Here is a 25,829-nt window from a genome sequence, read left to right as displayed (position 1 = left end):
TCGATCGCCAAGCGATGTCAGCATGCGGTCTTACCCTTCTCCGAGCCTAGACAGCCCGCGCGTCGACCGCCACGGTGATCACGCCAGCCCGCCGAAGCGCCCGGCCTGGTAGTCATCGATAGCTGCAACGATCTCTTCACGCGTGTTCATCACGAACGGGCCATGGGAGACGACGGGCTCATCGATCACCGCCGCGTGGCCGAAAATCAGCCGTGACTCGGTGGTTGCCGTCAATTCGACGCTATCTCCCTGCGTGTCCAGCTCGATCAGGTGCTGCGCTTCGACGTCGTCGCCGCCGACGCTGGCTTCGCCGTCGATCAGGTAGAGAAACACCTGGCGTCCTGACGGTGCCGGCAGCGTATGCGAAGCCCCCGGCGTTAGCGTCAGCGTCGACATGAACACATCGGTCAGGCTCTCGACAGGCCCGCGTTGCCCCTCGAACTCACCGGCTATCAGGTTGAGCTCACCGCCACCAGCCAGGGCAATCGTCGGAATCGACTCGCGCTGCAGCCCGGTGTAACGCGGCTCGCTCATCTTCAGCCGAGCCGGCAGGTTGATCCACAGCTGCAGAATCTCCAGCGGCCCACCGTCACGCAGGAACTCGGGCGGGGAAATCTCGGCGTGGACGATACCGCTGCCGGCGGTCATCCACTGCACGCCGCCGGTGTGGATCACGCTCTGATGGTCCGCGCTGTCGGCGTGGGCCAGCGAGCCTTCGAGGATGAAGGTCACCGTCTCGAAGCCACGGTGCGGATGTGGACCGAAGGGCAAGCCATGGTTATTGGGCGGATAGACCTGCGGGCCGTGATGATTGAGAAACAGGAACGGATCGAGCTGCGACAGGCGCGGCCCCGGCAGCGGGCGCCGGGTGGTCAGATCACCGATATCGTCGCGGATGGCCGGGTGCTGGGCAATGACACCGCGGGGGTTGAGGGAAGACATGCGAGGCTCCTGAATGGCGTTAGAGAGCAGTCTAGGTCACGGATGCCGCGAAAAAAGCGAATGATTTCAGCCCAACCATTGCATAGGGTCGTCGACAGCGGCGCGCGCAGCCTCGGCCAGCAGCGCCTCTTCGACCAGCGCCACCAGCGCGGACTGTTCCGGTGGCAGACGCGACACCATCACCAGCTCACGGTGGAAGACACGTTCTTCGAGCGACAGCACGCGCACCGGCAGCGGCGACTGCAGGCACCACATGCCGGTACGCGGGATCAGCGCCACGCCCAGGCCGCAGGCCACCAGACGCGCAATGGCATCGATCTCGTCGAGCTCGAGGCGAATCTGTGGGCGCAGCCCCTGACGCTCGAGAAAGCGCACCACCTGACGCCCGCCGAACGAACCGCGGTCGTAGAGCACCAGGGGATGGCGCATCAGCAGTGCTTCCAGGGTCGTCTCCTGACTGGCCGGCGGGGCAATCAGCACGAAGGGTTCGCGGGCGACGACACAGGCGTAGAGGTCCCGCGGCAGCCCGAACGGCGGTTTGACGATCAGCGCCATGTCCAGATCGCCCTTGTCGACCTGGTCGAGCAGCGCCAGTGACACCCCGGGCACCACCCGCGTCATCACCCCCGGCGCGCGCGCCGCCAGCGTCGCCAGAATCGCCGGCAGGCGCCCGCTCTGGACGCTGGCGATGGCGCCGAGATGCCAGTCACCGCTCAGTTCATCGCCGGTGGAGGCACGAATGCGCGCGGCCAGCTCGAGCATGCTCTCGGCCTGTGGCAGCAGGCGCCGACCTGCTGCGTTGAGACGCACGGCGCGCCCGGTGCGCTCGAACAGCGGCTCGCCGATGTCCGCTTCCAGGTTGCGGATCTGCGCACTCACCGCCGACTGGGTCAGCCCCACCGCTCCGCCGGCGGCAGAGAAGGTACCGTGACGCACCACCGCCAGAAAGGTCTTGAGTTCGCGCAGCATACTATTGCCATGAATCCACTTTTTTCGATATCAGACTGCAATATTATCCGCTTTCCATCGATTTTTTTCGCCATCAAACTGAGCCGACACACGACACTCGAGGAGCACTCATCATGGCACTCTCCCCTTTCCACCTCGCCATTCCGGTTCATGACCTGCCCGCCGCACGCAAGTTCTACGGTGAGACCTTCGGCCTGAGCGAGGGCCGTTCCAGCGAGCAGTGGGTGGATTTCGACTTCTACGGCCACCAGTTGGTGATCCACGAGCACCCGCAGACGCCGTCTCAACAGGCGGCACACACCAACCCGGTCGACGGCCACGATGTACCGGTGCCGCACTTCGGCATCATCCTGGGCTGGGACGAGTGGGAAGCCCTGGCCGAGCGTCTGAAAGGCTTCGGCACCGAGTTCGTGATCGAGCCCTATGTGCGCTTCAAGGGGCAGGTCGGCGAACAGGCCACCATGTTCCTGCTCGACCCCTGCGGCAACGCGCTCGAGTTCAAGGCCTTCAAGGACATGAGCCAGCTGTTCGCCAAGTGAATTCGGCAGCAGCGATCTCGCCGGTTAGCCTCGTTCGGGTGAACGCCCGAACGAGATAGCCCATAAGAAATAGCCCGTAAGAAACAGCCGAAAGATAGTCCGGAAAAGACAGCCAGGGGGCCGGTCACTGACCGGCCCCCTGGCGTTGTTGTTACCTGGCGTGGGTGTCAACTGGCCGCGCCGAGCGCTTCCAGGCGGCGCAGGCAGAGCACGCCGATCGCCAGCGCCACGAGCAGCAGTCCCCCGATGAACAGCGCCACGCCGTGCCAGCCGCCCCAGTACCAGAAGGCGCCGCCGAGGGTGCCGGCGACGCTGGAGCCCAGATAGTAGCTGAACAGATAGAGCGAAGACGCCTGCCCCTTGGCCTGCCGGGCACGCTGCCCGACCCAGCCGCTGGCCAGCGAATGGGCGGCGAAAAAGCCGAAGGTAAAGATCAGGATGCCGATCAGAATCAGGCTGATCGGCTTAAGCAGGGTGATCGCCAGCCCCACCAGCATCATCACGATGAACAGCCAGAAGATGCGCGGCCGCCCCAGGCGATCGGCCAGCGAGCCGGCCCAGGCCGAGCTGTAGGTGCCGGAGAGATAGGCGATGGAGAGTAGCCCGACCAGCGCCTGACTGACCTGATAGGGCTCCGCCAGCAGCCGATAGGCGATGTAGTTGTAGAGGGTGACGAAGCCGCCCATCAGCAGGAAGGCTTCAAGAAACAAGAGCGGCAGCCCGCGATCCTTGAAGTGCACCGTGAAGCCGGAAAGCACGCTGCGCGCATTGAACGGCCGCGGCGTGAAGTGCCGCGACGGCGGCAGCCAACGCATGAACAAAAGCGCGGCGAGCAGCGCCACCAGACCGATGATCGCCAGCGTCCAGCGCCACGGCACCCAGTCCACCATCACCCCGCTGATCAGGCGTCCACTCATCCCGCCGATGCTGTTGCCGCTGATGTAGAGCCCCATCGACAGCCCCACGTAGCGCGGATGAATCTCCTCGTTGAGGTAGGTCATCGCCACCGCGCACAGCCCCGACAGTGACAGCCCCGCCAGCGCCCGCATCACCAGGACCCCGGACCAGCTCGGCATCACCGCCGCCAGCAGCGTGCAGGTCGAAGCCGCCAGCAGTGCCACCGACATGATCGACTTGCGCCCCACCGCATCCGAGATCGGCCCGGTGATCAGCAGGCCGATCGCCAGCATGCCGGTCGCCACCGAGAGCGACAGACTGCTGGTGGCGGCGTCGATGCCGAAGGCGTCGGAGAGAATGGGCATGATCGGCTGCACGCAGTAGAGCAGCACGAAGGTCGAGAAGGCGCCCAGGAACAGCGCCAGCATGGTGGGTCGATAGCCGCGCCGGCCACGCTCGATGAAGTCGCCCTCGGCGGCCTCGGCTTCGAGACGTTCGGCGGCGTTTTTCAGCGACCGATTGGTGTCACTGACGGCATCGGTCGTGGCATCCAAGGTGTTATCGCGCAGCGGCGCGGGGGTGCGGTGGCGGGGCAAGTCGAGACTCCTGAGGAAAGCGGCCGCGCGGTGGTGGCCGCGCGCCGATCAGGACCTAGCATAAGCCGGCGCAAGCCTTATTTCGAATATATGATTCATAGTTTTTGATATCCTGAAGATATCATTCAGGTGGGCGAGACCATGGAACTGCGAACCCTGCGCTACTTCGTCGCCGTGGCCGAGGAGCTGCACTTCAGCCGCGCCGCGGCCCGTCTGGGCATCTCCCAGCCGCCGCTGAGTCAGCAGATCAAGGCGTTGGAGGAGGAGCTGGGCGGGCGGCTGCTGGTGCGCACCAATCGCCGTGTGGCGCTGACCGCCGCAGGCGAGCTGTTCCTCGACGAGGCGCGCGAGGTGCTCGCCCGCGCCGAGCGCGCCTCGCGGCTGGTCTCTCGCATCGGCCGCGGCGAGAGCGGCCAGCTGCGTATCGGTTTCACTACCTCGGTGCCGCTGACCCCACTGCTGCCGCGCACGCTGACCCACTACCGCCAGCGCTACCCCGACGTCGACCTACGCATGCACGAGCTCAATAGCCAGCGCCAGATCGCGCCGCTGCTGGAGGGCGATCTGGATATCGGCATCATGCGCCCGGCCACCCTGCCGCCAGAGCTTTCCGCTTTCACTCTGATACGCGAACCGCTGGTGGCGGTGGTCAATGCCCAAAGCGAGCTCGGCGCGAGCGATACCCCGCTGAGTCTGGCCGAGCTGGCCACCCAGCCGTTCGTCTACTTCTCGCCCGCCGCCGGTACCGGTCTGCTCGACCAGTTCAACGTGCTGTTCGCTCAGCGCGGGCTGACACCGCGTCTGGTCCAGGAGGTCGGCGGCCCCAACACCATCATCAGCCTGGTCGCCAGCGGACTGGGTGTCTCGCTGCTGCCCGAGTCGTTCCGCCACATCCATATCGATAACGTGCGCTACCGTCCGATCAGCGATGCCGACGCGCGCTCCGAGGTGTGGCTGACCCATCCGCGCCATCACCTGACGCCCCAGGCGCAGCACTTCATTCAGATCGTGCGCGAGGCCATCGCCGGCTGAACCGCCGCGTGCCGGCTTTGCGCGGCCGCCCGCAGCCGGTAGAGTCTGCGCCAGACCCGCTCGCGCCGAGCCAGCTCATCACGACGTGATCGTCATACCCGCTTCATGCACACAGGAGACGCCACCATGCAATCCGGCTGGAGCCTCGGTCTCATGACCGGCACCGTGCTCGATGGCAACATCGATATCGCCATGCTGCGCAGCGATGGCGACACCATCGACGAGTTCGGCCCCTACGAGCTGGTGCCCTACGCCCAGGATATCCGCCCGCTGCTGGCCGAGGCCCTCGAGGCCGCCCGGGCGTGGAACTTCGAAGGCCCCGAGCCGGCAATCTTCCGCCGCGCCGAGGCCGCGCTGACCGAGGCGCAGTCCACCGCCGTGAGCGAGTTCCTCGCCCGGCACGGCTTCCGTCCCGAACAGCTCAGTGCGGTCGGCTTCCACGGCCAGACCGTGCTCCACCGCCCGCCGGTCGCGGGGCGCCGCGGCGCCACTCGCCAACTGGGCGATGGCCAGCTGATGGCACGCCTGGTGGGCAGCGACGTGGTCTATGATTTCCGCAGTGCGGACGTCGAGCGCGGCGGCCAGGGGGCGCCGCTGTCGGCGGTCTATCACCGCGCGCTGCTCGAGCGCCTGAATGCCGGTGCCGAGAGTCTGGTGCTCAACCTCGGCGGCGTCGCCAATCTCTCCTGGTGGGACGGCGAGCCATCCGACCAGGGGCGCCTGATCGCCTTCGATACCGGCCCCGCCAATGCGCCGATCGATGACTGGGTGCGCCAGCACACCGGCGCGGCGATGGACCGCGACGGCCTCATCGCCGCCCGCGGGCAGGTGGATGAGCAGCGGCTTCAGGCACTGCTCGAACACCCCTACCTCGCCGCGCCCTATCCCAAGTCGCTGGATCGCTTCGACTTCCAGGCGGAGATGGCCGCGGGGCTGGAACTCGAAGATGGCGCCGCCACCCTGACCGCCTTCACCGCCGCCGCCGTGGCCCGGGCAATGGCCCTGCTGCCGCAGCGGCCCGAGCGGATCGTGGTGTGCGGCGGCGGGCGCCGCAACCCCACGCTGATGCGCGAACTCGCCCACCGCACCGGTGCCGAGGTGCAGATCGCCGATAGCGTCGGCTGGCGCGGGGACGCGATCGAGGCCGAATGCTTCGCCTACCTGGCCATGCGCTCGCTGCGCGGCCTGCCGCTGAGCTTTCCGCTCACCACCGGCGTGGCCGCGCCCCAGCCCGGTGGCAGGTTGGCACGGGCCAACGCCCCCGCTTGACCCGCTCTCTGCGCTCCCCCAGACTGGCCGAGATGTCTGCGCCCGGCCATTCGCCGGACGCCGGCATCGACGCTTGACGGGGTGCCGGTGGAACCGGCTGAGATCGTCCTGCGCAGTGCCCTCCCGGGCCCGGCGCCACGGCGGATCCCGACGAACCTGATCCGGCTAGTACCGGCGTAGGGATCAAGCGGAGGTCGGTGCGCTCGGTCAACTCGCTCGGTCCGCGCTCACGCCCCACCCAACCTCCCCCCGCCTACGCTGTGCGCCGGCCTGACTTGAGTCATGCACTGGAGCACGCTCGACATGAAATCTCCGCAGTTCCTCTCGGATACGGCCAGGGTCGACAGCGCCGCCATCGCCCCGCTGCCCGCTTCGACCAAGATCTACGTCGCCGGCTCACGCCCGGACATTCGCGTGCCGATGCGCGAGATCGCGCTGTCACCGACACCGACCCGCGACGGCTTCGCGCCCAATGCCCCGCTCGCGGTCTACGATACCTCCGGCCCCTACACCGATCCGGAGATCCAGATCGACATTCGCCGCGGGCTGCCGGAGGTACGCCGCGCCTGGATCGACGAACGCGGCGATACCGAATGGCTCGAGGGCCCCAGCTCCACCTTCGGGCGCCGCCGTGCCGAGGACCCGCGGCTCTCGACCCTGCGCTTTCAGCTCGCACGCACTCCGCGCCGCGCCCGCCCGGGTGCCAACGTGACCCAGCTCCACTACGCCCGTCGCGGCATCATCACCCCGGAGATGGAGTTCATCGCCATTCGCGAGAACCAGCGCCGGCACGAGCGTCAGGGCGAGGCAGCCGATCCCAGCCTGGATCACCAGCACCCCGGCGAGGCGTTCGGCGCCCATCTACCCGCGGAGATCACCCCGGAGTTCGTGCGCCAGGAGGTGGCCGCCGGGCGTGCCATCATCCCCGCCAACATCAATCACCCGGAGAGCGAGCCGATGATCATCGGGCGTAACTTCCTGGTGAAGATCAACGGCAACCTGGGCAACTCGGCGGTGACCTCGTCGATCGAGGAAGAGGTCGACAAGATGACCTGGGGCATCCGCTGGGGGGCGGACACCATCATGGATCTCTCCACCGGCCAGAACATCCACGAGACCCGCGAGTGGATCCTGCGCAACTCACCGGTACCGATCGGCACCGTGCCCATCTACCAGGCGCTGGAAAAGGTCGATGGCGTGGCCGAGAACCTGACCTGGGAGATCTTCCGCGACACCCTGATCGAGCAGGCGGAACAGGGCGTGGACTACTTCACCATTCACGCCGGCGTGCGCCTGCATCATGTGCCGCTGACCGCCAGGCGCGTCACCGGTATCGTCTCCCGCGGCGGTTCGATCATGGCCAAGTGGTGCCTGCACCACCATCAGGAGAGCTTTCTCTACACTCACTTCGAAGAGATCTGCGCGATCATGCAGGCGTACGACGTCGCCTTCTCGCTGGGCGACGGTCTGCGCCCGGGCTCGATCGCCGATGCCAACGATGCCGCCCAGTTCGCCGAGCTGGAGACCCTGGGCGAGCTAACGAAGATCGCCTGGCAGCACGATGTCCAGGTGATGATCGAAGGCCCCGGCCACGTGCCGATGCAGCTGATCAAGGAGAACATGGACAAGCAGCTCGCCTGCTGCGACGAGGCGCCGTTCTACACCCTGGGCCCGCTGACCACCGATATCGCCCCGGGTTACGATCACATCACCTCCGGCATCGGTGCGGCACAGATCGGCTGGTACGGCTGCGCCATGCTCTGCTATGTCACCCCCAAGGAGCACCTGGGCCTGCCCAACAAGGATGACGTCAAGACCGGCATCATCACTTACAAGATCGCCGCCCACGCCGCCGACCTGGCCAAGGGCCATCCCGGAGCCCAGCGCCGTGACAACGCCCTCTCCAAGGCGCGCTTCGAGTTCCGCTGGGAGGATCAGTTCAATCTCGGTCTCGACCCGGACACGGCGCGGGCCTTCCACGACGAGACGCTGCCCAAGGCATCCGCCAAGGTGGCGCACTTCTGCTCCATGTGCGGGCCCAAGTTCTGCTCGATGAAGATCACCCAGGAGGTGCGCGAGCGCTTCGGCGACGCAGCGCCCTCCGGGGATCGCGAAGCCGGCCTGAAGGCGCAGGCGTAACGCTTCCAGCGCGAGGGTGGCGAGCTCTACCGCGAGGTATGACGACATCGCTGCTGCCGCGCGCCGAGCAGGAGGTAGCGGCGTGTGGCGGCAGCGGGCGTCATACGCGACTTTGGTCGCAATCAGGTTATAGCGTATCCCGGTTGTGAATGGACGGATCGCAAACGCCCGCGGGATGGGTAGAATGCGCGCTTTTGCCCCCGGCAATCTGGCCTGCGCAAGGAGCCCGTGAATGACAACGAACAACGCCCGCCCCAATCTGTGGCGACGCATCCCGCTGTGGCAGAAGATCATCGCCGGCCTGCTGCTGGGTATCCTCGCCGGCGCCCTGATGGGCAAGGACGCCAGTCTGTTCAAGCCGCTCGGCGATATCTTCATCAACGGCATCAAGATGCTGATCGTGCCGCTGGTGTTCTCCACCCTGGTGGTGGGAATCACCGGCATGCGCGATCCGCAGAAGATGGGCCGCGTGGGGGCCCGTACCATCGCCCTCTATCTGATCACCACCGCTTTCGCCATCGCCATCGGCCTGGTCGCGGCGACTCTGTTCCAGCCGGGGGTCGGCGCCGATGCCTCGATGAGCGCCCCACAGCAGGCGGGCGAGGCGCCCTCGCTGATCGACATCCTGGTCGGTCTGGTACCCAACAACCCGCTGCAAGCGATGATCGAGGGCAATATCCTGCAGATCATCGTCTTCGCCATCGGCCTGGGCATCTCGCTGATGCTGATCGGTGACAAGGGCGAACCGGTGGTGCGGGTGTTCGAGAGCTTCGCCGAGGCGATGTACAAGCTGACCGCGATCGTCATGGCGTTCGCGCCGATCGGCGTGTTCGGCCTGATCGCCAACGTCTCGGGGCAGTACGGGCTGGACGTGCTGCTGCCGCTGGCCAAGGTGATCGGCGTGGTCTATCTGGCCTGCGTGTTGCACGTGCTGGTGGTCTACAGCGGCCTGATCGCGCTGCTCGGCCGGCTCAACCCGAGCCGCTACCTGCGCGGGATCGTCGACGCGCTGGTGGTGGCGTTCTCCTCGGCTTCGTCGTCGGGCACGCTGCCGGTCTCGATTCGCTGCGCGCAGAAGAATCTCGGGGTTTCCGAAGGGGTCTCCAGCTTCGTGCTGCCGGTGGGTGCCACCATCAACATGGACGGCACCGCCATCTATCAGGGGGTCGCGGCGCTGTTCGTCGCCCAGTTGGTGGGTGTCGATCTATCGATGACCGATTACGGCATGATCATCCTCACCGGCACCCTGGCCTCGATCGGCACCGCCGGGGTGCCCGGCGCGGGGCTGATCATGCTCTCGATCGTGCTGGCCCAGATCGGCCTGCCGCTGGAGGCGATCGGTGTGGTCGCCGGGGTCGATCGTATCCTCGACATGGCACGCACCAGCGTCAACGTGGCCGGCGACCTGATGGTCACCACGCTGGTCGGCAAGAGCGAAAAGGAGCTGGACCTGGCCATCTACAACAGCGACAACCGTATTTGATGCGCGGCCTCCCGGCGTCGGCTGTCAGCAACGCCGGTCCCGACCCCCGCGCCTAAACGCAACGGCCCCGACAGATGTCGGGGCCGTGCTGATGACGGGTCGGATCAGTGACGCGGTTTGGCGGCGTCCTTGAGATCGCCCTTGGCGGACTTGAGATGCCCCTTGGACTGCTGGGCCTTGCCCTTGCCCTCCAGCTCGCGATCCTTGGTCGCCTTGCCGGCCACTTCCTTGACCTTGCCGGCGACCTTGTCGATAGCGCCTTCGGCCTTGTCGGCTTTCGAACGTTGAGTCATGACATTCACCTCGCTGACGTGGAACTTCCCTTTCACGCCGCGAGCAGCGACTCGCTCGCTGCCTCGCGCTCTCTGAAGATAGTCCGATCTGGCCGTCGTCAAGATGAAATCCGCGTAACGTTTTGTGCCACTCCATCGCCGCCACATCGCCGCCGGGAGAGTCACCTCGCCCGGCGGAACGCGCCGTGATCAGCCGCGCGAGGTGACTTCCAGCAGGTGATAACCGAACTGGGTCTTGACCGGGCCGTGGACTTGGTTGAGGGCGCCGTTGAAGACGACCTCGTCGAACTCCTTGACCATCTGGCCACGACCGAAGGTACCGAGCTCGCCACCCTGGCGGCCGGAGGGGCACTTGGAGTACTGGCGGGCAACCTCGGCGAAGTCGCTACCGGCTTCGATCTGCTGCTTGAGCTCGAGACACTGCTGCTCGCTGTCGACGAGAATGTGGCGGGCGCTGGCCTGTGCCATGCGGTCACTCCTGGAACGATGAATGAAGATCGTACAGTTTACGAAAAGCCGAGCCGCCGCGTCACCGCCCGATTGCGCTCTCAGTGGCCGAAACGCTGCTTGAGATAACGATTGATATCCGCTGACTCGTACATCCACTCGATCCGACCATCCTCGTGAGCGATACGCAGACACGGCACCATGCTGCGACCGCCGCCGGCGATCAGATCGCGTCGGTGGTCGGGATCGCGCTGAATATCGCGCAGCTCGATCGGCAGGTTCAGGCGTTCGATCTGGTGACGCACGCGCACACAGAAGGGGCAACGCTGAAAGTGGTAGAGCGCCAGTCGTGTCGCCGCCTCGTCCACTGCCGCCTGATCTTGTGCCGAGCGTGTCATCGTTGCAGACATGGGTTGCAGCCACCTCCTGAGCCATTCGAACATCGTTTTTCCCATCGCTGACAGGCCTCTCACATTAGGCCGTCCTGCAACAGCGTAACCGCTGACAGCCTGCCGGCGACAGTCCCCCCCTCATGCATGCCTGCCAAGGCGCCCGATCACATCGCACGGCGAACGGTCCCGGCGTCGGGATCAGTTGGCACTGCCGCTGGCGTCATCATCCATCAATACCGGCACTTCGATGGGCGCGTTGTCCGGCACGCTCATGGTCGCCGGCGTCGGCGCATCGCTCGGCGCCGGATGGTAACGCTGGGACGGCGGCTCCGGCGGCAGGCGGTAACTGTCATCCACCGCTGGCTGAGTGGTGCGCAGATCATTGGGCAGCGTCAGCGTCGACTGCACCAGCGGCGTGGCGAACTGGGCCCGGAACTCCTGCCGTGACAGGTGGCCATCACCGTTGAGATCCAGCGTATGCCAGTTGCCGCCGAGACCCAGCGGTTCGACGTCGAGCGGGGTCAGATAGCCCTTGTCATCGTGATCCGCGGCATCGAACAGCTGGTCGGCGCTGACTGCCACCGGCCCCTGTATCGAAGGGCGTTCGACCACCACGTCGTGGCCGACCTGCGGTGACGCGCAGGCGCTCAGCAAGCCCGCAGCGGAGATCAGCGCCAGGCTGGACCAGCACGACCGATTCGTTCCCTTGTTCATCTTCTATTCCTCGAAACATCCGATGGCGTTAGCGCCAGGTGAATGATCACTGCCGCGGATCGCGCAGCGTGCCCTGCTCCAGGCGCTGCTGCCAACTCTGCCACAGGCTCAGGCGGCTGGCGTCGCCGACCTCGCGCCCGCCACCACCGAGTTTGCTGATCCACAGGTGGCTACCGTTGAAGCTGTAGATCGGCAGCAGATCGTTACGTTGCGACGCCGGCTCGATCCGCTTGTCGATATTGTCGAGCACCACCGGAGGCGTGGTCGGTGTGGGTGCCCAGGTCACGACCATGTGGAACTGGTCGTAAGGGATGTACTTGACGTAGTGCAGCCGCAACTGGTCTTCCGGTACTCCCAGCTCGCGCAGCGTCAGGTACTTGGCCATGGCGAAGTCTTCGCAGTCGCCGGCGCCTATGCCCAGGAACTCGAACGGCGTGGCCCAGTAGTCCTTGACGTGCCAGACATCGATATCGTCGAGGAAGCGCAGCTGGTTGAAGAAATCGTTGACGCCCTTGAGCTGCACCTCGATCGATCGCCCCTGCAGGCGGTCGATCAGCACCGGCCACTGCTGGATACGCTGCCAGCCGGCCGCGCCGTAGAGCCTGACGACCTCCGACTGCGGCGGCAGACGCGGCAGCGCCTCGACCGTCGCCTGGCCGCCGAGCAGCGCCACCATGCATACCGATGCCAGCCAGGCGGCCCCAACCACGCCGCCACGGCGTGGGCGAGCGTCGCCTGGGTCGCGCCGCCTGCTGCCAAGGCGACGCCAGGCCGCCATCCACTTTGCGCCCACGCCTCAAGCCAACGTGAGCGGTGCGGTCGGCGCCAGGTACCCCTGATAGCCGTCGGCCCCCACCTCGCTGACCCGCTGACGCTGCTCGTCGGACTCCACGCGGGTCACAATGACCCGCGACTCCACCTGATGCGCCGCCATGCATAGACTGCGCAGAAACTCGGTATCCACCTCGTCGCGGACGAAGAAGCCCTGGTCGATCTTGACGTAGTCCGGGCGCAGCCGCGACAGATAGGCCATCGCCTGCAGGTTGCGTGCGAAGCGGTCGACCCCGCACCGGGCACCCAGCCGGTGAGCCAGGCGGAACAGCTGCTGCACCGCGTCGAGATGCTCCAGGGCGATCTCTTCGCTGACCTCCAGGTCGAGCACCGCGGCTAGCCGCGTATGCGTCTCGAGCCAGGTGACCAAGCCGCGGTAGGCCTCGGGCTCGGCCAGCGAGTCGGCGGTGAGGTTGACCGCCAGGCGTCCACTAACCTTACCAGCCAGGCCGTCGAGCGTATCGAGCACGCTGCGGTCGAGCCGGGCGCCCAGCCGGAAATGATTGAGCACCGGCAGGAACACATAGGCCGGATGCTGCTTGTCGCCTTCGTTGAGGCGCACGAACACTTCTCGATGCAGTTCGCTGCCATCGGCCAGCAGTACCGGCTGTGCCACCAGGCTCAGGTCGCGCTCGACCAGCGCACGCTCGATCACCTGACGCCACTCCTGACGTCCCCTTGCGGCCAGCGTGTTCTCTGGGCGCACCACCACCCAGCGCTGGCCCAGCTCGATCGCGTCACGCAGGGCGCTGTCGGCGCGGGCCAGTACACTCTCGCGGCTCATGCCGGCATCGCGCAGCACCACTCCCGCACGGGTGTAGTGCTGGCGCGTCTCGGCAAGCGGATTGGCATCGACCAGGTCATCCACCCGGTCGAGCGTGTCCGCCAGCCAGCGCTCACGCACGTCGTCATCGCAGTCAGGGAGCACCAGCGCGAACTCCTCGGCGGAGAGGCGTGCCGCCTGCACCTCACGGCCACCCAGTTGGGTGCCCTTGAGTCCGTGGCCGATCGCCCGGATCGCCTGGTCACGCGCCTCGAAACCGTCGCGGCGGTAGAGCTCCTGGAGGTGGTCGATACGCAGAATCACCAGCGCACCACCCTCGGGAGCCGACAGCCACTCGTCGAGCACCCGGGTCAGATAGGCCCGATTGCCCAGCTGCGAGACCGCATCCTGCTCGGTCATGCGCTGCAGCCGCACCACCTGTTCGGCCTGCTGGTCGAACTGCTGATTGAGACGCTCGCCGAGCCGGTTGACCGCCTCGGTGATGCCGCGCAGCTCGTGAATACGGCTGGGCGCCAGCGGCTCGTCGAAGCCGTCGATCTGCATGTCGGAGATACGCCGCGACAGCCGGTTGAGCGGCCCCAGCAGTCGCTTGAAGCCGATCACGCAGAGCACCACCACCCCGAGCATGCCGATCGCCAGCCAGCCCAACAGCTGCAGCGCCAGCGTCCACAGCTGATCGTAGGCACCGGCGCTTTCGGAGACCACGCGAATACTCCCCAACGCCGACCAGCCGCCGCTGATCTCACGCTCGCTGATGGCATTGGGCAGCGCCACCGCATGCTGGAACCAGGCCGGCGTGCTACTGACCCGCTCGGACGTCATCACCAGCGGCTGATCGCGCCCCACCGCCTCTAGCCGCAGCTCGCGCACCGCGCCGCCATCGGCAGCGGCGCGCATCAGGGTTTCCGCACTGGTCCAGTCGCCGATCTCGACGAACGGCACCAGCGACAGACTCAGCGCCTGGGCCAGATTGTCGACGTCGGCCTGCTGGCGCTCGGCCAGCGAAGCGCGGGTCTGATGGACTTCGATGGCGAAGATGCCCGCCGAGAACAGCAGCAACAACCCCACCATGATGGCGACCGAGCGCCGAAACAGGCTCATGGCATTCTCTCCTTACTCAATCCTGAGGGACTCAACCCTGAGGCCCGGATGTCACGGTGCTCGGATAGCTTTCTCCGGCATCGGCGATCAGGCCGACGTCTACCTGGAGTGTATCGAGCAACTGGCCGGTGGCGGCGAGCAGGCGATAATTGGCACGACGCAGCGAGAATTCGGCTTCTACCTGGGAGCGCTCGGCATCGTAGAGTTCGGTCTCGCTATCGAGCATGTCGAGCAGCGTGCGCCGGCCGATGTCGAACTGCTTGCGGTAGTTGACCCGGGTCTGCTGGCTGGCCTCGACGTGGCGGCTCAGAAACGGCAGCTGACTGGTGAGATAGTCGCGGGCGTTCCAGGCCAGGCGCAGCTCGTCGCGAATCTCGCGCAGCGAGCGGTCGCTGTCGTAGCGCACCGCGCGCAGGGCGTCCTCGCGCGAGCGCATCTGGGCCAGATCGATACCACCGCGATAGAGATTCCACGACATCACCAGGTCGGCGTTCCAGTCATCGGCGCTGTCGCCCTCGAAGTCGTAATCGCGGCTGGCCAGGCGGCTCGCCTCGGCACGGAAAGTGGGCAGGAAATCACCGCGCTCGGCGGCGACCTCATGCTGGGCAGCGGCGATTGAGTGGGAAGCGGCGACGACCAGCGGATTCTGCGCCGTGGCCATGGCCATGGCGGCGTCGAACGACTGCGGAACTCGGCTCATGTCGGCCGCCGGTGGCAGGGTCAGGTTGCGCGGCGTCTCCCCCACATAGCGCAGAAACGCCGAGGTCGCGTCGTCGAGGTTGTTGCGCGCGGCGATCAAACTCGCCTGCGCCTGGGCCATGCGCCCGTCTACCTGGATGGTGTCGGTAGCCGTGCCCGCACCCAGGTCGGAGCGGCGGCGAATATCGGCGGCAATACGCTGGTGAGTATCGACGTTGCGCTGAGCCAGTTCTACCAGACGCTGGCTACGCAGTACGTCGAGATAGGCCTGGATCGTGGTCAGCCCGACTTGGTTGGCCACCGCCGCCACTTGCCAGCGCTGGTAGTTGCTCTGTTCATCGGCCTGACGAATACGCTCGATGGTGGTGTTGCCATCCCAGATCAACTGCGACAGCGTCAGCTGCGCACGCCGGTAGCTGTGCGGGTCGCTGTCCTGAGAGACACCGCTGGTCTCGCTCTCGTTGGCACCATAACCGACACGCCCTTCGAGGCTCAGCGACGGCAGATAAGCGCCGCGCTGGGCCCGCGCATCGTCGAGGTTCTGCTGGTAGCGCGCCATCTCGGTGCGGGTGGTGGGGTACTGCATGACCGCCTGGGTCACGGCTTCGGTCAGACTCTGTGCCTGCACGCTGCCCGCCAGCGCGGCTACCCCAACGCCTAGGATCCATTGCCTCATGATTGTCATGTCTCTCTGTAGTGATGTTCCCTGCCCGGCGCCTCAGCGTTCGCGCATCGCGCTCTGCTGGGCCCGCAGAATCGGCTTGAGCAGATACTGCAGAATGGTCTGGCGGCCGGTGATGATATCCACCGTGGCCTGCATACCGGGAATGATCGCCAGGTCGTCGCTGTTCTTGCCGAGATGATTGCTGTCGGTGCGTACGGTGACCACGTAGTAGGTATTGCCCTTGTCGTCCTCCTCGGTGTCCGGGCTGATGCGCAACACCTTGCCCTTGAGCCCGCCGTAGATGGTGAAGTCGTAGGCCGAGAGCTTGACCGTGGCCGGCTGCCCCGGCTGGATGAAACCGATGTCGCGCGGCGCCACCTTGGCTTCGACCAGCAGGTTGTCCTCGATCGGCACGATCTGCATCAGGCTGGCGCCGGGGTCGATAACCCCACCGATGGTGTTGACGTTGATCGACTGCACCTTGCCACGCACCGGTGAGGTGATCAGGGTGCGATCGACCCGGTCCTGCAGGCTGGCGCGCCCCTGCTGCAGACTGTCCAGCTTGCCGCGTGCCTCGCTCAGGGCGTCGGCGCTGCGCGAGCGGAACTGCTGGGCCACGTCACGGCGCTTGCTGATCGCCTCCTGCAGCTCCGACTGCTTGGCCGGGATAGAGAGCTGCGCCGACTCCAGTTCGCCACGCTGGTCGTTGACCTGGCGCTGCAGATTGAGCAGGTCCACCCGCGATACCACGCCCTCCTTGACCAGCGGCGCGGTGATGCCGAGCTGCTGACGCGAGAGCTGGTAGCTGCGCGACAGCGACTCGGCCTTGGCACGCAACTCCTGCAACTCCTGCTGGCGCTGCTCGATCTGCGCCGCGGCCTGGTCGAGCTGCGAGCGCAGGCCATTGATACGTGCGCTGTAGGCGTTCTCGGCCGCGGTATAGATATCCGGATTGGTCTTCTGAAAGGTCTCGCTGACCGGCAGCGGTTGGGTCGAAACCGTGACCTGGTCACGCCAGCTGTCGGCATCGGGTTTCACCGTCACCGAGGCCATTTCGGCCTGATACTGCGCCACCGTCGCCTGCAGTCCGGCCAGGGTCGACTCGCGTTCGGCGAGATCGGAGCTGGCGCGGGTCGGATCGATGCGCGCCAGCGGCTGGCCAGCATCGACGATATCTCCCTCCCGGACATAGATATCGCGCACGATACCGCCCTCGAGGTTCTGGATCGTCTGCAGACGTGACGAGGGCACCACCTGCCCCATGCCGCGGGTGACTACCTCGATACTGGAAAGCCCCGCCCACACCAGAAAGGCAATGAAGAACGCCAGCAGCACCCAGATCAGGATGCGCGAGCGCCAGGGCGTGGCGAGCAGCGTCGCCGCGCTGGCGTCATCGGCCAGCTCCAGCTCCTGGGCCGTCGGGCGCGGCCACTTGAGCACCTTACCCGCCATGGCGCACCTCCGAAGCCCGCGCCGGCGTGGCTTCCGATGGCGCCTGGACGCGACCTTCGTTGAGTGCCTTGAGTACGGTCGGCTTGGGCCCGTCGGCGATCACACGGCCGCTGTCGAGCACGATGATGCGCTCGGCGACCTCGAGCATCGCGCTCTTGTGGGTCACCAGCACCAACGTCTGGCTGCGCGGCAGCTCCCTCAGCGTGCGCCGCAGCAGCGCTTCGGCGCGGTTATCCATGTAGGAGCCGGGCTCATCGAGCAGCAGAAGCGCGGGATTGCTGAGTATCGCCCGCGCCAGCAGCACCGACTGGCGCTGACCGCTCGACAACAGACGCCCGCCTTCACCGACCTGCCGGTCGAGACCATCCGGATCGCGTCGGGTGAATTCGGAGACCCCGCTGATGTCGGCCGCGCGCTGGATCGCCTCGTCGCCGGCATAGGGCTGGCCGAGAATGATGTTGTCGCGGATCGAGCCGAAGAACAGCGTGCTGTCCTGACCGGCGAAACCGATGTGCCGGCGCACGTCTGCCGGGTGGATCTGATTGATGTCGAGGCCATCGATGCGCACGCTGCCCTCGGAGGCGCGATAGAGACCGCTCATCAGCCGCTGCACGGTACTCTTGCCCGCGCCCATCCGCCCGATGATCGCGACACGCTCCCCCGGCTCGATGGTGAACGAGACATCGCTGAGCACCTCGGGAGAGTCCTCGCCATAGCGGAATCCAACGTGATCGAACTCGATCCGCATGTTGAGGCGGTCGCGGTGGACATAGTTCTTCTCCGCCTCGACCTCGTCGGGTAGCTGCATGATCTGGTCGATCGCCGCCATGGCGCTGCGGGTCTGGCCGAACCGCGTGATCAGCAGCGCCATCTGCGCCAGCGGCTGCAGCGCACGCCCGGTTAGCATGACGCCGGCGATCAGGCCGCCCATCGAGAGTCTGCCTTCCCCGATCAAGTAGACGCCGAGCACCACCAGACACACCGTGGAAAGCTGGTTGACCGTGGTGGTCAGCGACGACACCGAGGTCGAGAGATTGCGGCTCTTGACCCCCCACTTGGCGATCTCGCCGACGGCGCGCTCGTAGCGCCGCTGGGTCTCGCCCTGGGCGTTGGCCAGCTTGATGCTCTCCAGCCCTGCGACGCTCTCGACCAGCCGTGCATGCTTCTCGGTGGCCAGCCGCGACCCCAGCTCGATCGAGCGCTTCAGCGGCCACTGGATGGCGATCGCATAGCCGATCAGGATGATCAGCGCGCCCAGCGGCACCAGTACCAGCGGCCCGCCGATGATCCACACCACCAGCAGGAACAGCAGCGCGAACGGCAGATCCACCAGGGTGGTCATGGTCATCGAGGTGAAGAAGTCGCGTACCGAGTCGAACTCCTGCAGGTGTTTGACGAAGGCCCCGACCGAGACCGGACGCGCATCCATGCGCAGGTTCATCACCTTGGCGAATATCTTGGCCGACAACAGCACTTCCGATTTCTTGCCGGCGGTATCCAGAAACCAGGCGCGCACCTGGCGCATCAACAGATCGAAGCCGACGATGATGCCCATCCCGGTGGCCAGCACCCAGAGGGTGTCGAAGGCCAGGTTGGGCACCACCTTGTCGTAGACGTTCATGGTGAACAGTGGCGCCGCCAGGGCAAACAGGTTGACCAGCAGCGAGGCGATCAGGACGTCGCGATAGATCGGCGTGGAGAGCTTGAGCGTCGACCAGAACCAGTGGCCATCGGCCAGCTTGACCGTCTCTGGCGCGCGCGCATCGAAACGGTGCTCGCGACGGACGTAGATGATCTGGCCAGTGGCCTGTTCGCACAGCGAGGCCATGTCGACTTCCTGGGTGCCATCCGCTTCGGGCAGATAGACCGTCGCCTGCTGACGCTGGGGATCGCGCTCGAGCAGCACCGCGGCACGACGCCCCTGGAGCACGACGATACACGGCAGCAGGATGTCGGCGACCCGATCGGGTCGCTGGCTGACGAGCTTGGCCGACAGCCCGGCGCGCTGCGCCGCACGCGGTACCAGCGACAGCGTCAGGCGCCCTTCGTCCAGCGGCAATCCATCGCTGATCACATCGCCCGAGCGCGGCACACCGTGAAAGCGCGAGAGGAACACGAGCGACCCCAGCAGCGGGTCGCTCTCCTTCTCGCCTAGCGGGTCGGGACGAAGGGGTGTCGGTTCATCAACCAAACCTCGAGTCTCCTGTCATGCCATGCTGGTGTCGATTCATGCTGGTACGTCTCAAGTCGTCGTCCCTCAACCATCCATGTTCGTCTTCAGGTTACCGTGATCCAGCAGCGTCTTGATGATCTCGGTATCCGAACTTCCCAGACTGGTCATATCGACGTTGCTGAAGACGATCTTCTGGGTCACCGCGCCGTTGGGACCATCAGTCTTGATCTCCAGCGTCGAGCCGCCGCTGGTGGCGGTACCCGGCGCACCACTGGTCTCACCCTTGACGAAGTGCAGCTGCTGGGCGGCCAGTGAGGCCAGATCGGCGTTGGAGAGGCTCGAACTGCCGATATCCAGCATGTCGGAAAGATCCAGCCGGTCGCCGCCGTCACCGCCCTTGAAGTCGGTGATACGGTCAACCGCCGGTGCGCTCGAGGAGCCCTGGTCACCGCGCATCCAGGCGAAAGTATCGCTGCCATCCCCGCCGGTGAGGATGTCGTTGCCCTTGCCGCCCTCGAGGCGATCGGCCCCCGCACCGCCATCGAGGATGTCGTTGCCAGCGCCGCCGCTCAAGGTATCACGACCGGCACCGCCGCTCAGGGTATCGTTGCCTTCGCCGCCGCGCAGGATGTCGTTGCCGTCGCCGCCGGTGAGGATGTCGTTGCCCTTGCCGCCGATCAGTACGTCATCACCCTTGCCACCATTGAGCGTCGTACTGCTGTCGTTGGCCATCAGGGTGTCGTTGCCGTCGGTGCCGGTCAGCGTCTGCCCGCGATGATAGTCGACGGTCACCGCTGCCGTATCGGTAGTGCCATCACTACCGGTGAGCGTGTAGTCGGTCCTCAGCGTCGTGGTCATATCAGCGGCGTTGGCATAACCGATCTTCATCGACAGGTCGTAGGTCTCGGCACCATAGCCGTCGAGTAGCCCCGAGCCGCTATCCTTCACGTTCATGACGGCAACGGTATAGCTCTTGTCGGCGCCGCTCGTATTGGTGAAGGTGCCGCCGTTGGTCAGCGCGCTGAAGTAGTTATCTCCGGCGCCCCTATAGGCCAGCGCCACACTGGCAGCGACATTGGTCGCGAGGGTCAAGGATTCACCGGCACGCAGGGTCAGCGTCATGAGATCGTTGGCGTTGCTGCCGAATCCGAACAGTAAATCTCCCCCCGCCAGGCTTCCTCGTACCACAGTCGCCGCGGTGTTGGCCGCCTGGGCAACGGTAGAGAAGCTGCCACGATCGAGCGCGAAGTTGTCGACGCTGCGCTTGTCCTGAACCTGTACGCTGGGCGCGGTGAAATCGGATGCACGATCCTTCCAGCCGGTGGTCAGTGTCAGCCCGTTGGTGGTCGCCGTGGTACCCGCCGCGATGGCGTCATTGGCGAGCAGCACGTCGGCACCGATGCTCAGGCTCGGGCTCAGGATATTGGTGATGATGTGGTCGTCATGGGCGGCGGTCACACTATTCTTGACGTTGATGTTCATCACCCCGCTGGCGGTATCACCATCGGCATCGCTCAGGGTGTAGCGAATGGCATCGGTGCCGAAGCTGCCCAGCTTCGCCGTGTAGCGATAGCTGCCATCGTCCATGTCCATGATCAGCTTGCCGCCCAGCTCGGTGGTGATACCGAGCTTGTGCGAACTGCTGTCGTAGGTATAGCTGATAGTGCTCGACGAGGCGCTGATCGCGCCGCTGGCCTTGTCGAAGGTGAAGGTCACGCCGTCGACCGCCAGGCTCTTGACGAAACCGCCATCGCCGCCCATCAGCGACAGCCCATGAGCGCTACCGCTCAGCAGGCCGTCCTGCAGCAGCGGCATCTGCACCGTCCCCGCAACCACGTCATCGAGCGCATTGAAATCACGGATGATCACGGCGTCGGTGTTGTCACCGGTACGGCCATCGTAGGCTACCGGATTGAGATAGGTCTGACTGACGTCACCACCGATCCCCAACGCCAGGGAATCGATACCGTTCTTGCCGAGAAACGCCTTCCAGGCGGCCTCTTCGCTGGCATCGATACCATCGCCCAGATTGACGTTCACGGTATCGCCCGGGTTGGTCTGTGATGCTATCGGATAGGCGCTCGACAACGTGGGTTCGCCGTCGGAGAAGAAGTAGGAGACGTTCTGCACGTCGCCGGTCAGCTTGCCACTGCCGTTCCAGGCGTTCTGGGCGTTACTCAGCGCATAGTCGTAGTTGGTGCCGCCATTGGCCTGCAGCGCGTCGACGACCTTGAGCGCATCGGCGACCGTCATCCACTGCTTGGGCGAGCTGTCGAGCTGATCGGAGAACGGCGCCAGCGCCACCTTGACGTTACCGATGTCATCGTAGCGGCCGAGCATCTCGCGAATCGACTGCTGCAGCACCTGCAACCGCGTCTGCTCGACACCATCCACCGTGACTCTGTCATTCATGCTGGCCGACGTATCCACCACCAGCAGTACGTTGGTGTTGATCGCCCCCTGCACGAAGTTGACGTCACGCGTGCTGGCGATCGGCGAGTCGTCCTCGACGGTGACGCCGATGCTGCTGTTGGCGCTCAGGCTACCATCGCTGACCTTGACCCCAAGATTGAAGCTCAGGGTGTCTTCGCCGCTCTGCGGGTGATCGACCCCGGCTTTCAGCGTGACCTGATACTGGCCGTTGGCGTCGATGGTGGCGCGAATCACCTCCTTGCCACCGGCCGAACCGATCAGCGTGCCACTGTTGTTGCCACTCCAGGTGATCGCGGTGCCCCCAGAGGTCAACGTCGTGGTCGGCGCCGTCAGCGTATAGGTCAGCTTGTCACCATCGACATCGGTAGCGACCACACGGCCACTGGCGGTCGCTGAGTCGGTCGTATCGGAAGTGCCTTGGGTATCCGGCGCGCCACCCGGCAACCCCTCTTCGGAGACAGTGGCGCTGTAGCCCTGCGCCACGATCATCGGCGCATCGTTGACCGCATGCACGGTGACCGGAATGGCCACACTAGTGGTCGCGCTGTCGCCATTGCTGCTCTCGGTCGACGTGACCGCGGCGGTCAGGTTGATCGTGCCGTTGTAGTTGGCCGCCGGCTTGAGGGTCAGCGTATTGAGATTCCAGCCGCTCAGATCCACGCTGGTGCTGCCGCTGCCGCCGACGAAAGTATGGCTGCCATCGCTCAGCGTCGCGCCTGCCGGAATACCGCTCAGCCGGACGCCGCTGAGCGTCTCAGAACCATCGGTGTCGGTCAGTGCCGCGGCGATCTTGGACAGATGGATCACCGAGTCCTCGTCGCCTTCGTTCATGGCGTAGAGCTGGTAGTAGCCGTTGCCATGACCATCACTGCCGAGCAACCCGGAGTGGTTGACGTTGGCGGCGTCGAGCGCGCTGACATCCTGCATCAACACGTAGTTGACGGTATTGAGCGGCACCGGTGCACTGCCGTTGACGCCGACGTTGAGGCTGTAGTTGCCCGCACCCGTCTGGTTGTGATGATAGAGATCCAGGGTGTAGTAACCGCTCACGCTGGGCTTGAAAGAGCCGGCGTAGACACCAGCGGAGCCGCCCCAGGTCGCCTGGGCGACCACGTTGCCACCGACCAGCAGGCGAATACTGTCATCGCCACTCCCGCTGAAGGCATAGGTCTTGCCCGCTTCCAGATACATCAGGCCCGAGAGATGCGTCGCGGTTCCTACGGCGACGTTGCTATTGGCAGCATTGGTGGTGTTGCCACTGCTTGCCGGCGTGCCGGCAGCGTCGATCGTCGACTGCATTATCGCCGGATCGGCGCCGTTGCCATCGGAGCCCAATGAGCTGATCGCGAAGGTTTCCTTGAGCAGCCCGCTACCATTGGCGCTGTTACCACTCAGCGTCAGTGAAGGCGCATCGGCCACTGCCGTCACGTTGATCGTGGCCGTTGCCGGCGTGGCGTCCTTGCCCCCCAGGTTGTCGATCGCCGTGTACTTGAGAGAAGAGGTTCCGGACCAGTTGCCATCGGGTTTGAAGTAGACCGTCGCGCCATTGTTGCTGGCTGACAGTGTCGCACCGGGAGCCAACTGCTGGGTGCCCGCAGCATCACTGTAGAACTTGCCGTTGGCCCCCAGAGCCGTGAGCTGGAAGCTCGCGATCGAGCCATCGACATCCGTACCCGACAGATTGACCGCGATCAGGGGTGACGGATCTTCGTGTCCTGTGACGCTGACATCGCGTGCTTCCGGCAGCTCGTTGGTACCCGCGATGGTCACCGAGATCGTTTTGGTGGTGCCGTCGAGGGTGGTCACGGTGAAGTTCTCGACCTTTGTATCGCCCGCCTTCAGATACTGCACGGCACTGTTGGCCACGCTGTAGCTCCAGTTGCCTCCTGCGGTGATGGCGAGTGTGCCCAGGGTACCGGCGGCAGCACTGGCATTGCCCGGCACGAAGGCACTCTGCGCATAGTCGGCATCGGTGACCGTCAAGGCCCCGTTGGTCGTCAGATTACCTGCGGCGTTGACGTTGGTATCCTCGGTGACCGAGCCGGTGGCAGCCCCAGTGATGACCGCCACATCGTTGGTGCCGGTCACACCCACGGTCAGCGTCGAGGTGGCGCTGCCGCCATGGACATCACTGATGACGTAGGTGAACTCGTCGCTTCCTCGGCCACCCTCGGGCAACTCCCGAGTCGTCTGGCGGTTAACATCCAAGGCGTAGCTATAGCTGCCATCCGCATTGAGCGTCAGCGTGCCGTACACCCCCTCCAGGACGATGCTCGCGCTACCTGCAACGCTCGATTGGGTACCCGCTTGCGGATTGGCGACACTCGTCACCGTCAGCGGATCGCTTTCAGGATCGCTGTCGTTGATCAGGATGTTGCCGCTGGCCAACGTCGAGCCAGCATCGATGACACTAGCGCTGCCGTAAACCGTACCGCCTTCCAGCGCCGTGAGGGTGGTCGGCGTGCCGAGCGCGTGAGTCTCCACATTCATCGGGGTCGCACGGCCATCGGTCGTGACAATCAGCAGATCCCCGGTGGAGCTCTCCGCCAGGCCGTATACCTGACCACTCATGCTCGCTACCACAGTCGTGGAGGCATTGCCGAGGGCATCGGTCAGGATGCTGCCGTCACCGTTCAACGCCACCTCGAGCACGTTCCCGCTCGAATCGGACATGTAGAGATGGTTGCCGACATACTGCAGATCACCGCCCGCCGTGAAGTCGGTCGAGGCAATCTTGGTGGCAGTCATCGTTGTCGGATCGATCGAGAACAGCCCCGTCGTGGCAGCACTAGCAGCAATCAACTGGCCATTGGGCATAGGGGCCAGCGAATTGATTTGCGAGAGTCCCGACACGACTCCCATCGCACTCGCCAATCCCGTCATCGCGTCGATGCTGTAAAGCGTCGATGTACTATCCGAGAAAGCCACTCCATACAGCTTGCCTGACGTATCGCTGCTCGAGATATCGCCCAAATCGGTGACCACGTGACCGGCGCCATCTTTGATGGTGACACTGATCTGGCCTCCCGTGGTCAAGTTCCAGGTCTCGAGTGTGCCCTGGGCAGTGGAGAGATAGACGAAGTCCGGCTTGTCCGTGACCTCTGCGACATCCGGTCGTGCCACCGGCGCATCGTTGGTGCCGGTGACGGTCACGGTCAGCGTGGCGGTATCGCTGCCACCCTGGCCGTCGCTGACGGTGTAACTGATCTGAGTGGTGTCGCTCTGGCCTGCGGCGAGGCGATCAAACGCCGTGCCCGGATTGAAGCTGTAGCTGCCGTCCGCGTTCAGCGTGAAGGTGCCGCCGTTGGAGCCGGCGATCGCCTGACCGACGTTGGCGTCGGTGCCGTTCACCGCGCTGACGCTTAGCGTGCCGCCATCGACATCGCTGTCGTTGGCCAGTACGCCCTGGGCGGCAGACACATTGAGGGTGGCGTTCTCACCGGTGCTGCCAGTATCGGCAACGGCCACCGGCGCATCATTGGTGCCGGTCACCTTGATCGTCAGGGTCGTCGTGTCGCTGCCGCCCTGGCCGTCGCTGACGGTGTAGCTGATCTGGGTGGTGTCGCTCTGACCCGCGGCCAGGCGATCGAACGCCGTGCCCGGGTTAAAGCTGTAGGAGCCATCCGCGTTCAGCGTGAAGGTGCCGCCGTTGGAGCCAGTGATCGCGGTGCCTACGCTACCTGCTACTCCATTGACCGCGCTGACGCTTAGCGTGCCGCCATCGACATCGCTGTCATTGGTCAGCACGTTGCCGTTAACCATCACCGCGTCGGTGTTGCTGGCACTTCCGTAAACCGTGCCACCGTTCAATGCCGCGAGTACCGTCGGCGCACCGAGCTCGTGGGTATCGGCGTTCATCGGCGTGACGCGACCATCGCTCGTGGCGATCAGCAGATCACCACGACCATTTTCCGCCAGGCCGTAAATCTCGCCGTTCAGGCTCGCCACGACCGTCGTGGTCGCATTGCCCTGGGCGTCGG

The 25,829-nt window shown here is 65.2% G+C and carries 18 protein-coding genes and 1 riboswitch; of the genes, 5 read left to right on the top strand and 13 right to left on the bottom strand.

What is annotated here, in order from left to right; genetic code table 11:
* Positions 1 to 78: 78 nt before the first annotated feature.
* Together J0A90_RS08915 and J0A90_RS08910 are read right to left on the bottom strand one after the other, a co-directional pair.
* Positions 79 to 942, bottom strand: coding sequence for a pirin family protein (locus J0A90_RS08915; RefSeq protein ID WP_207035306.1), 864 nt, complete (start codon positions 940 to 942; stop codon positions 79 to 81).
* A 66-nt stretch (positions 943 to 1,008) separates the two neighbouring features.
* The gene (locus J0A90_RS08910; protein ID WP_207035308.1) at positions 1,009 to 1,911 is read right to left on the bottom strand and encodes a LysR family transcriptional regulator; all 903 of its coding nucleotides are present in this window, start codon (positions 1,909 to 1,911) and stop codon (positions 1,009 to 1,011) included.
* A gap of 113 nt (positions 1,912 to 2,024) precedes the next feature.
* On the opposite strand from J0A90_RS08910, the gene J0A90_RS08905 reads away from it, so the two are divergent.
* The gene (locus J0A90_RS08905) at positions 2,025 to 2,450 is read left to right on the top strand and encodes a VOC family protein (RefSeq protein ID WP_035475289.1); all 426 of its coding nucleotides are present in this window, start codon (positions 2,025 to 2,027) and stop codon (positions 2,448 to 2,450) included.
* Positions 2,451 to 2,617: 167 nt separating this feature from the next.
* Here the strand turns inward: J0A90_RS08905 and J0A90_RS08900 are convergent, their stop codons facing one another.
* Positions 2,618 to 3,943 carry an MFS transporter gene (locus tag J0A90_RS08900; RefSeq protein ID WP_233076657.1) on the bottom strand — a complete coding sequence of 442 codons (1,326 nt, stop codon included), beginning with the start codon at positions 3,941 to 3,943 and terminating at the stop codon, positions 2,618 to 2,620.
* A 141-nt stretch (positions 3,944 to 4,084) separates the two neighbouring features.
* On the opposite strand from J0A90_RS08900, the gene J0A90_RS08895 reads away from it, so the two are divergent.
* The 4 genes from J0A90_RS08895 to J0A90_RS08880 all read left to right on the top strand — a co-directional run bounded on the left by J0A90_RS08895 (position 4,085) and on the right by J0A90_RS08880 (position 9,866).
* Complete coding sequence (locus J0A90_RS08895) at positions 4,085 to 4,975, top strand: LysR family transcriptional regulator (RefSeq protein ID WP_207035310.1); 891 nt, start codon at positions 4,085 to 4,087, stop codon at positions 4,973 to 4,975.
* 126 nt (positions 4,976 to 5,101) lie between these two features.
* A complete protein-coding gene (locus tag J0A90_RS08890; RefSeq protein WP_207035312.1) occupies positions 5,102 to 6,244 on the top strand; it encodes an anhydro-N-acetylmuramic acid kinase in 1,143 nt (380 codons plus the stop codon).
* A gap of 67 nt (positions 6,245 to 6,311) precedes the next feature.
* A riboswitch (TPP riboswitch) is annotated at positions 6,312 to 6,444 on the top strand.
* A gap of 103 nt (positions 6,445 to 6,547) precedes the next feature.
* Positions 6,548 to 8,383: a phosphomethylpyrimidine synthase ThiC gene (thiC, locus tag J0A90_RS08885; protein WP_207035315.1), complete on the top strand. Its 1,836-nt coding sequence runs from the start codon at positions 6,548 to 6,550 to the stop codon at positions 8,381 to 8,383.
* Positions 8,384 to 8,615: 232 nt separating this feature from the next.
* Complete coding sequence (locus J0A90_RS08880; RefSeq protein ID WP_207035316.1) at positions 8,616 to 9,866, top strand: dicarboxylate/amino acid:cation symporter; 1,251 nt, start codon at positions 8,616 to 8,618, stop codon at positions 9,864 to 9,866.
* Between the two features lie 104 nt (positions 9,867 to 9,970).
* Here the strand turns inward: J0A90_RS08880 and J0A90_RS08875 are convergent, their stop codons facing one another.
* The 10 genes from J0A90_RS08875 to J0A90_RS08830 all read right to left on the bottom strand — a co-directional run bounded on the left by J0A90_RS08875 (position 9,971) and on the right by J0A90_RS08830 (position 25,797).
* Positions 9,971 to 10,159 carry a CsbD family protein gene (locus J0A90_RS08875; protein WP_035475295.1) on the bottom strand — a complete coding sequence of 63 codons (189 nt, stop codon included), beginning with the start codon at positions 10,157 to 10,159 and terminating at the stop codon, positions 9,971 to 9,973.
* Between the two features lie 189 nt (positions 10,160 to 10,348).
* The gene (locus J0A90_RS08870; RefSeq protein WP_207035318.1) at positions 10,349 to 10,627 is read right to left on the bottom strand and encodes a peptidylprolyl isomerase; all 279 of its coding nucleotides are present in this window, start codon (positions 10,625 to 10,627) and stop codon (positions 10,349 to 10,351) included.
* A gap of 80 nt (positions 10,628 to 10,707) precedes the next feature.
* Positions 10,708 to 11,016: a glutathione S-transferase N-terminal domain-containing protein gene (locus tag J0A90_RS08865; protein WP_233076656.1), complete on the bottom strand. Its 309-nt coding sequence runs from the start codon at positions 11,014 to 11,016 to the stop codon at positions 10,708 to 10,710.
* Between the two features lie 180 nt (positions 11,017 to 11,196).
* Entirely contained in the window at positions 11,197 to 11,712 is a 516-nt protein-coding gene (locus tag J0A90_RS08860; protein WP_207035322.1) for an EF-hand domain-containing protein, read from the bottom strand.
* Positions 11,713 to 11,758: 46 nt separating this feature from the next.
* A complete protein-coding gene (locus J0A90_RS08855; protein ID WP_207035324.1) occupies positions 11,759 to 12,388 on the bottom strand; it encodes a transglutaminase-like cysteine peptidase in 630 nt (209 codons plus the stop codon).
* A gap of 120 nt (positions 12,389 to 12,508) precedes the next feature.
* Positions 12,509 to 14,428, bottom strand: coding sequence for an EAL domain-containing protein (locus J0A90_RS08850; protein WP_207035326.1), 1,920 nt, complete (start codon positions 14,426 to 14,428; stop codon positions 12,509 to 12,511).
* 31 nt (positions 14,429 to 14,459) lie between these two features.
* Positions 14,460 to 15,803, bottom strand: a complete 1,344-nt coding sequence (locus tag J0A90_RS08845) for a TolC family outer membrane protein (RefSeq protein WP_207035328.1) — start codon at positions 15,801 to 15,803, stop codon at positions 14,460 to 14,462.
* Between the two features lie 42 nt (positions 15,804 to 15,845).
* The gene (locus J0A90_RS08840; RefSeq protein WP_207035330.1) at positions 15,846 to 17,243 is read right to left on the bottom strand and encodes an HlyD family type I secretion periplasmic adaptor subunit; all 1,398 of its coding nucleotides are present in this window, start codon (positions 17,241 to 17,243) and stop codon (positions 15,846 to 15,848) included.
* Entirely contained in the window at positions 17,233 to 19,434 is a 2,202-nt protein-coding gene (locus J0A90_RS08835; RefSeq protein WP_207035332.1) for a type I secretion system permease/ATPase, read from the bottom strand. The genes J0A90_RS08840 and J0A90_RS08835 overlap by 11 nt, the downstream gene beginning before the upstream one ends.
* Before the next feature lie 66 nt (positions 19,435 to 19,500).
* Complete coding sequence (locus J0A90_RS08830; protein WP_233076655.1) at positions 19,501 to 25,797, bottom strand: VCBS domain-containing protein; 6,297 nt, start codon at positions 25,795 to 25,797, stop codon at positions 19,501 to 19,503.
* Between the last annotated feature and the right edge of the window lie 32 nt (positions 25,798 to 25,829).

Source organism: Salinicola sp. DM10 (assembly GCF_017306975.2).
GTDB lineage: Bacteria > Pseudomonadota > Gammaproteobacteria > Pseudomonadales > Halomonadaceae > Salinicola.
The sequence above is the reverse complement of the archived record's forward strand: the minus strand, read 5'-3'. Positions and strand labels throughout refer to the sequence as shown.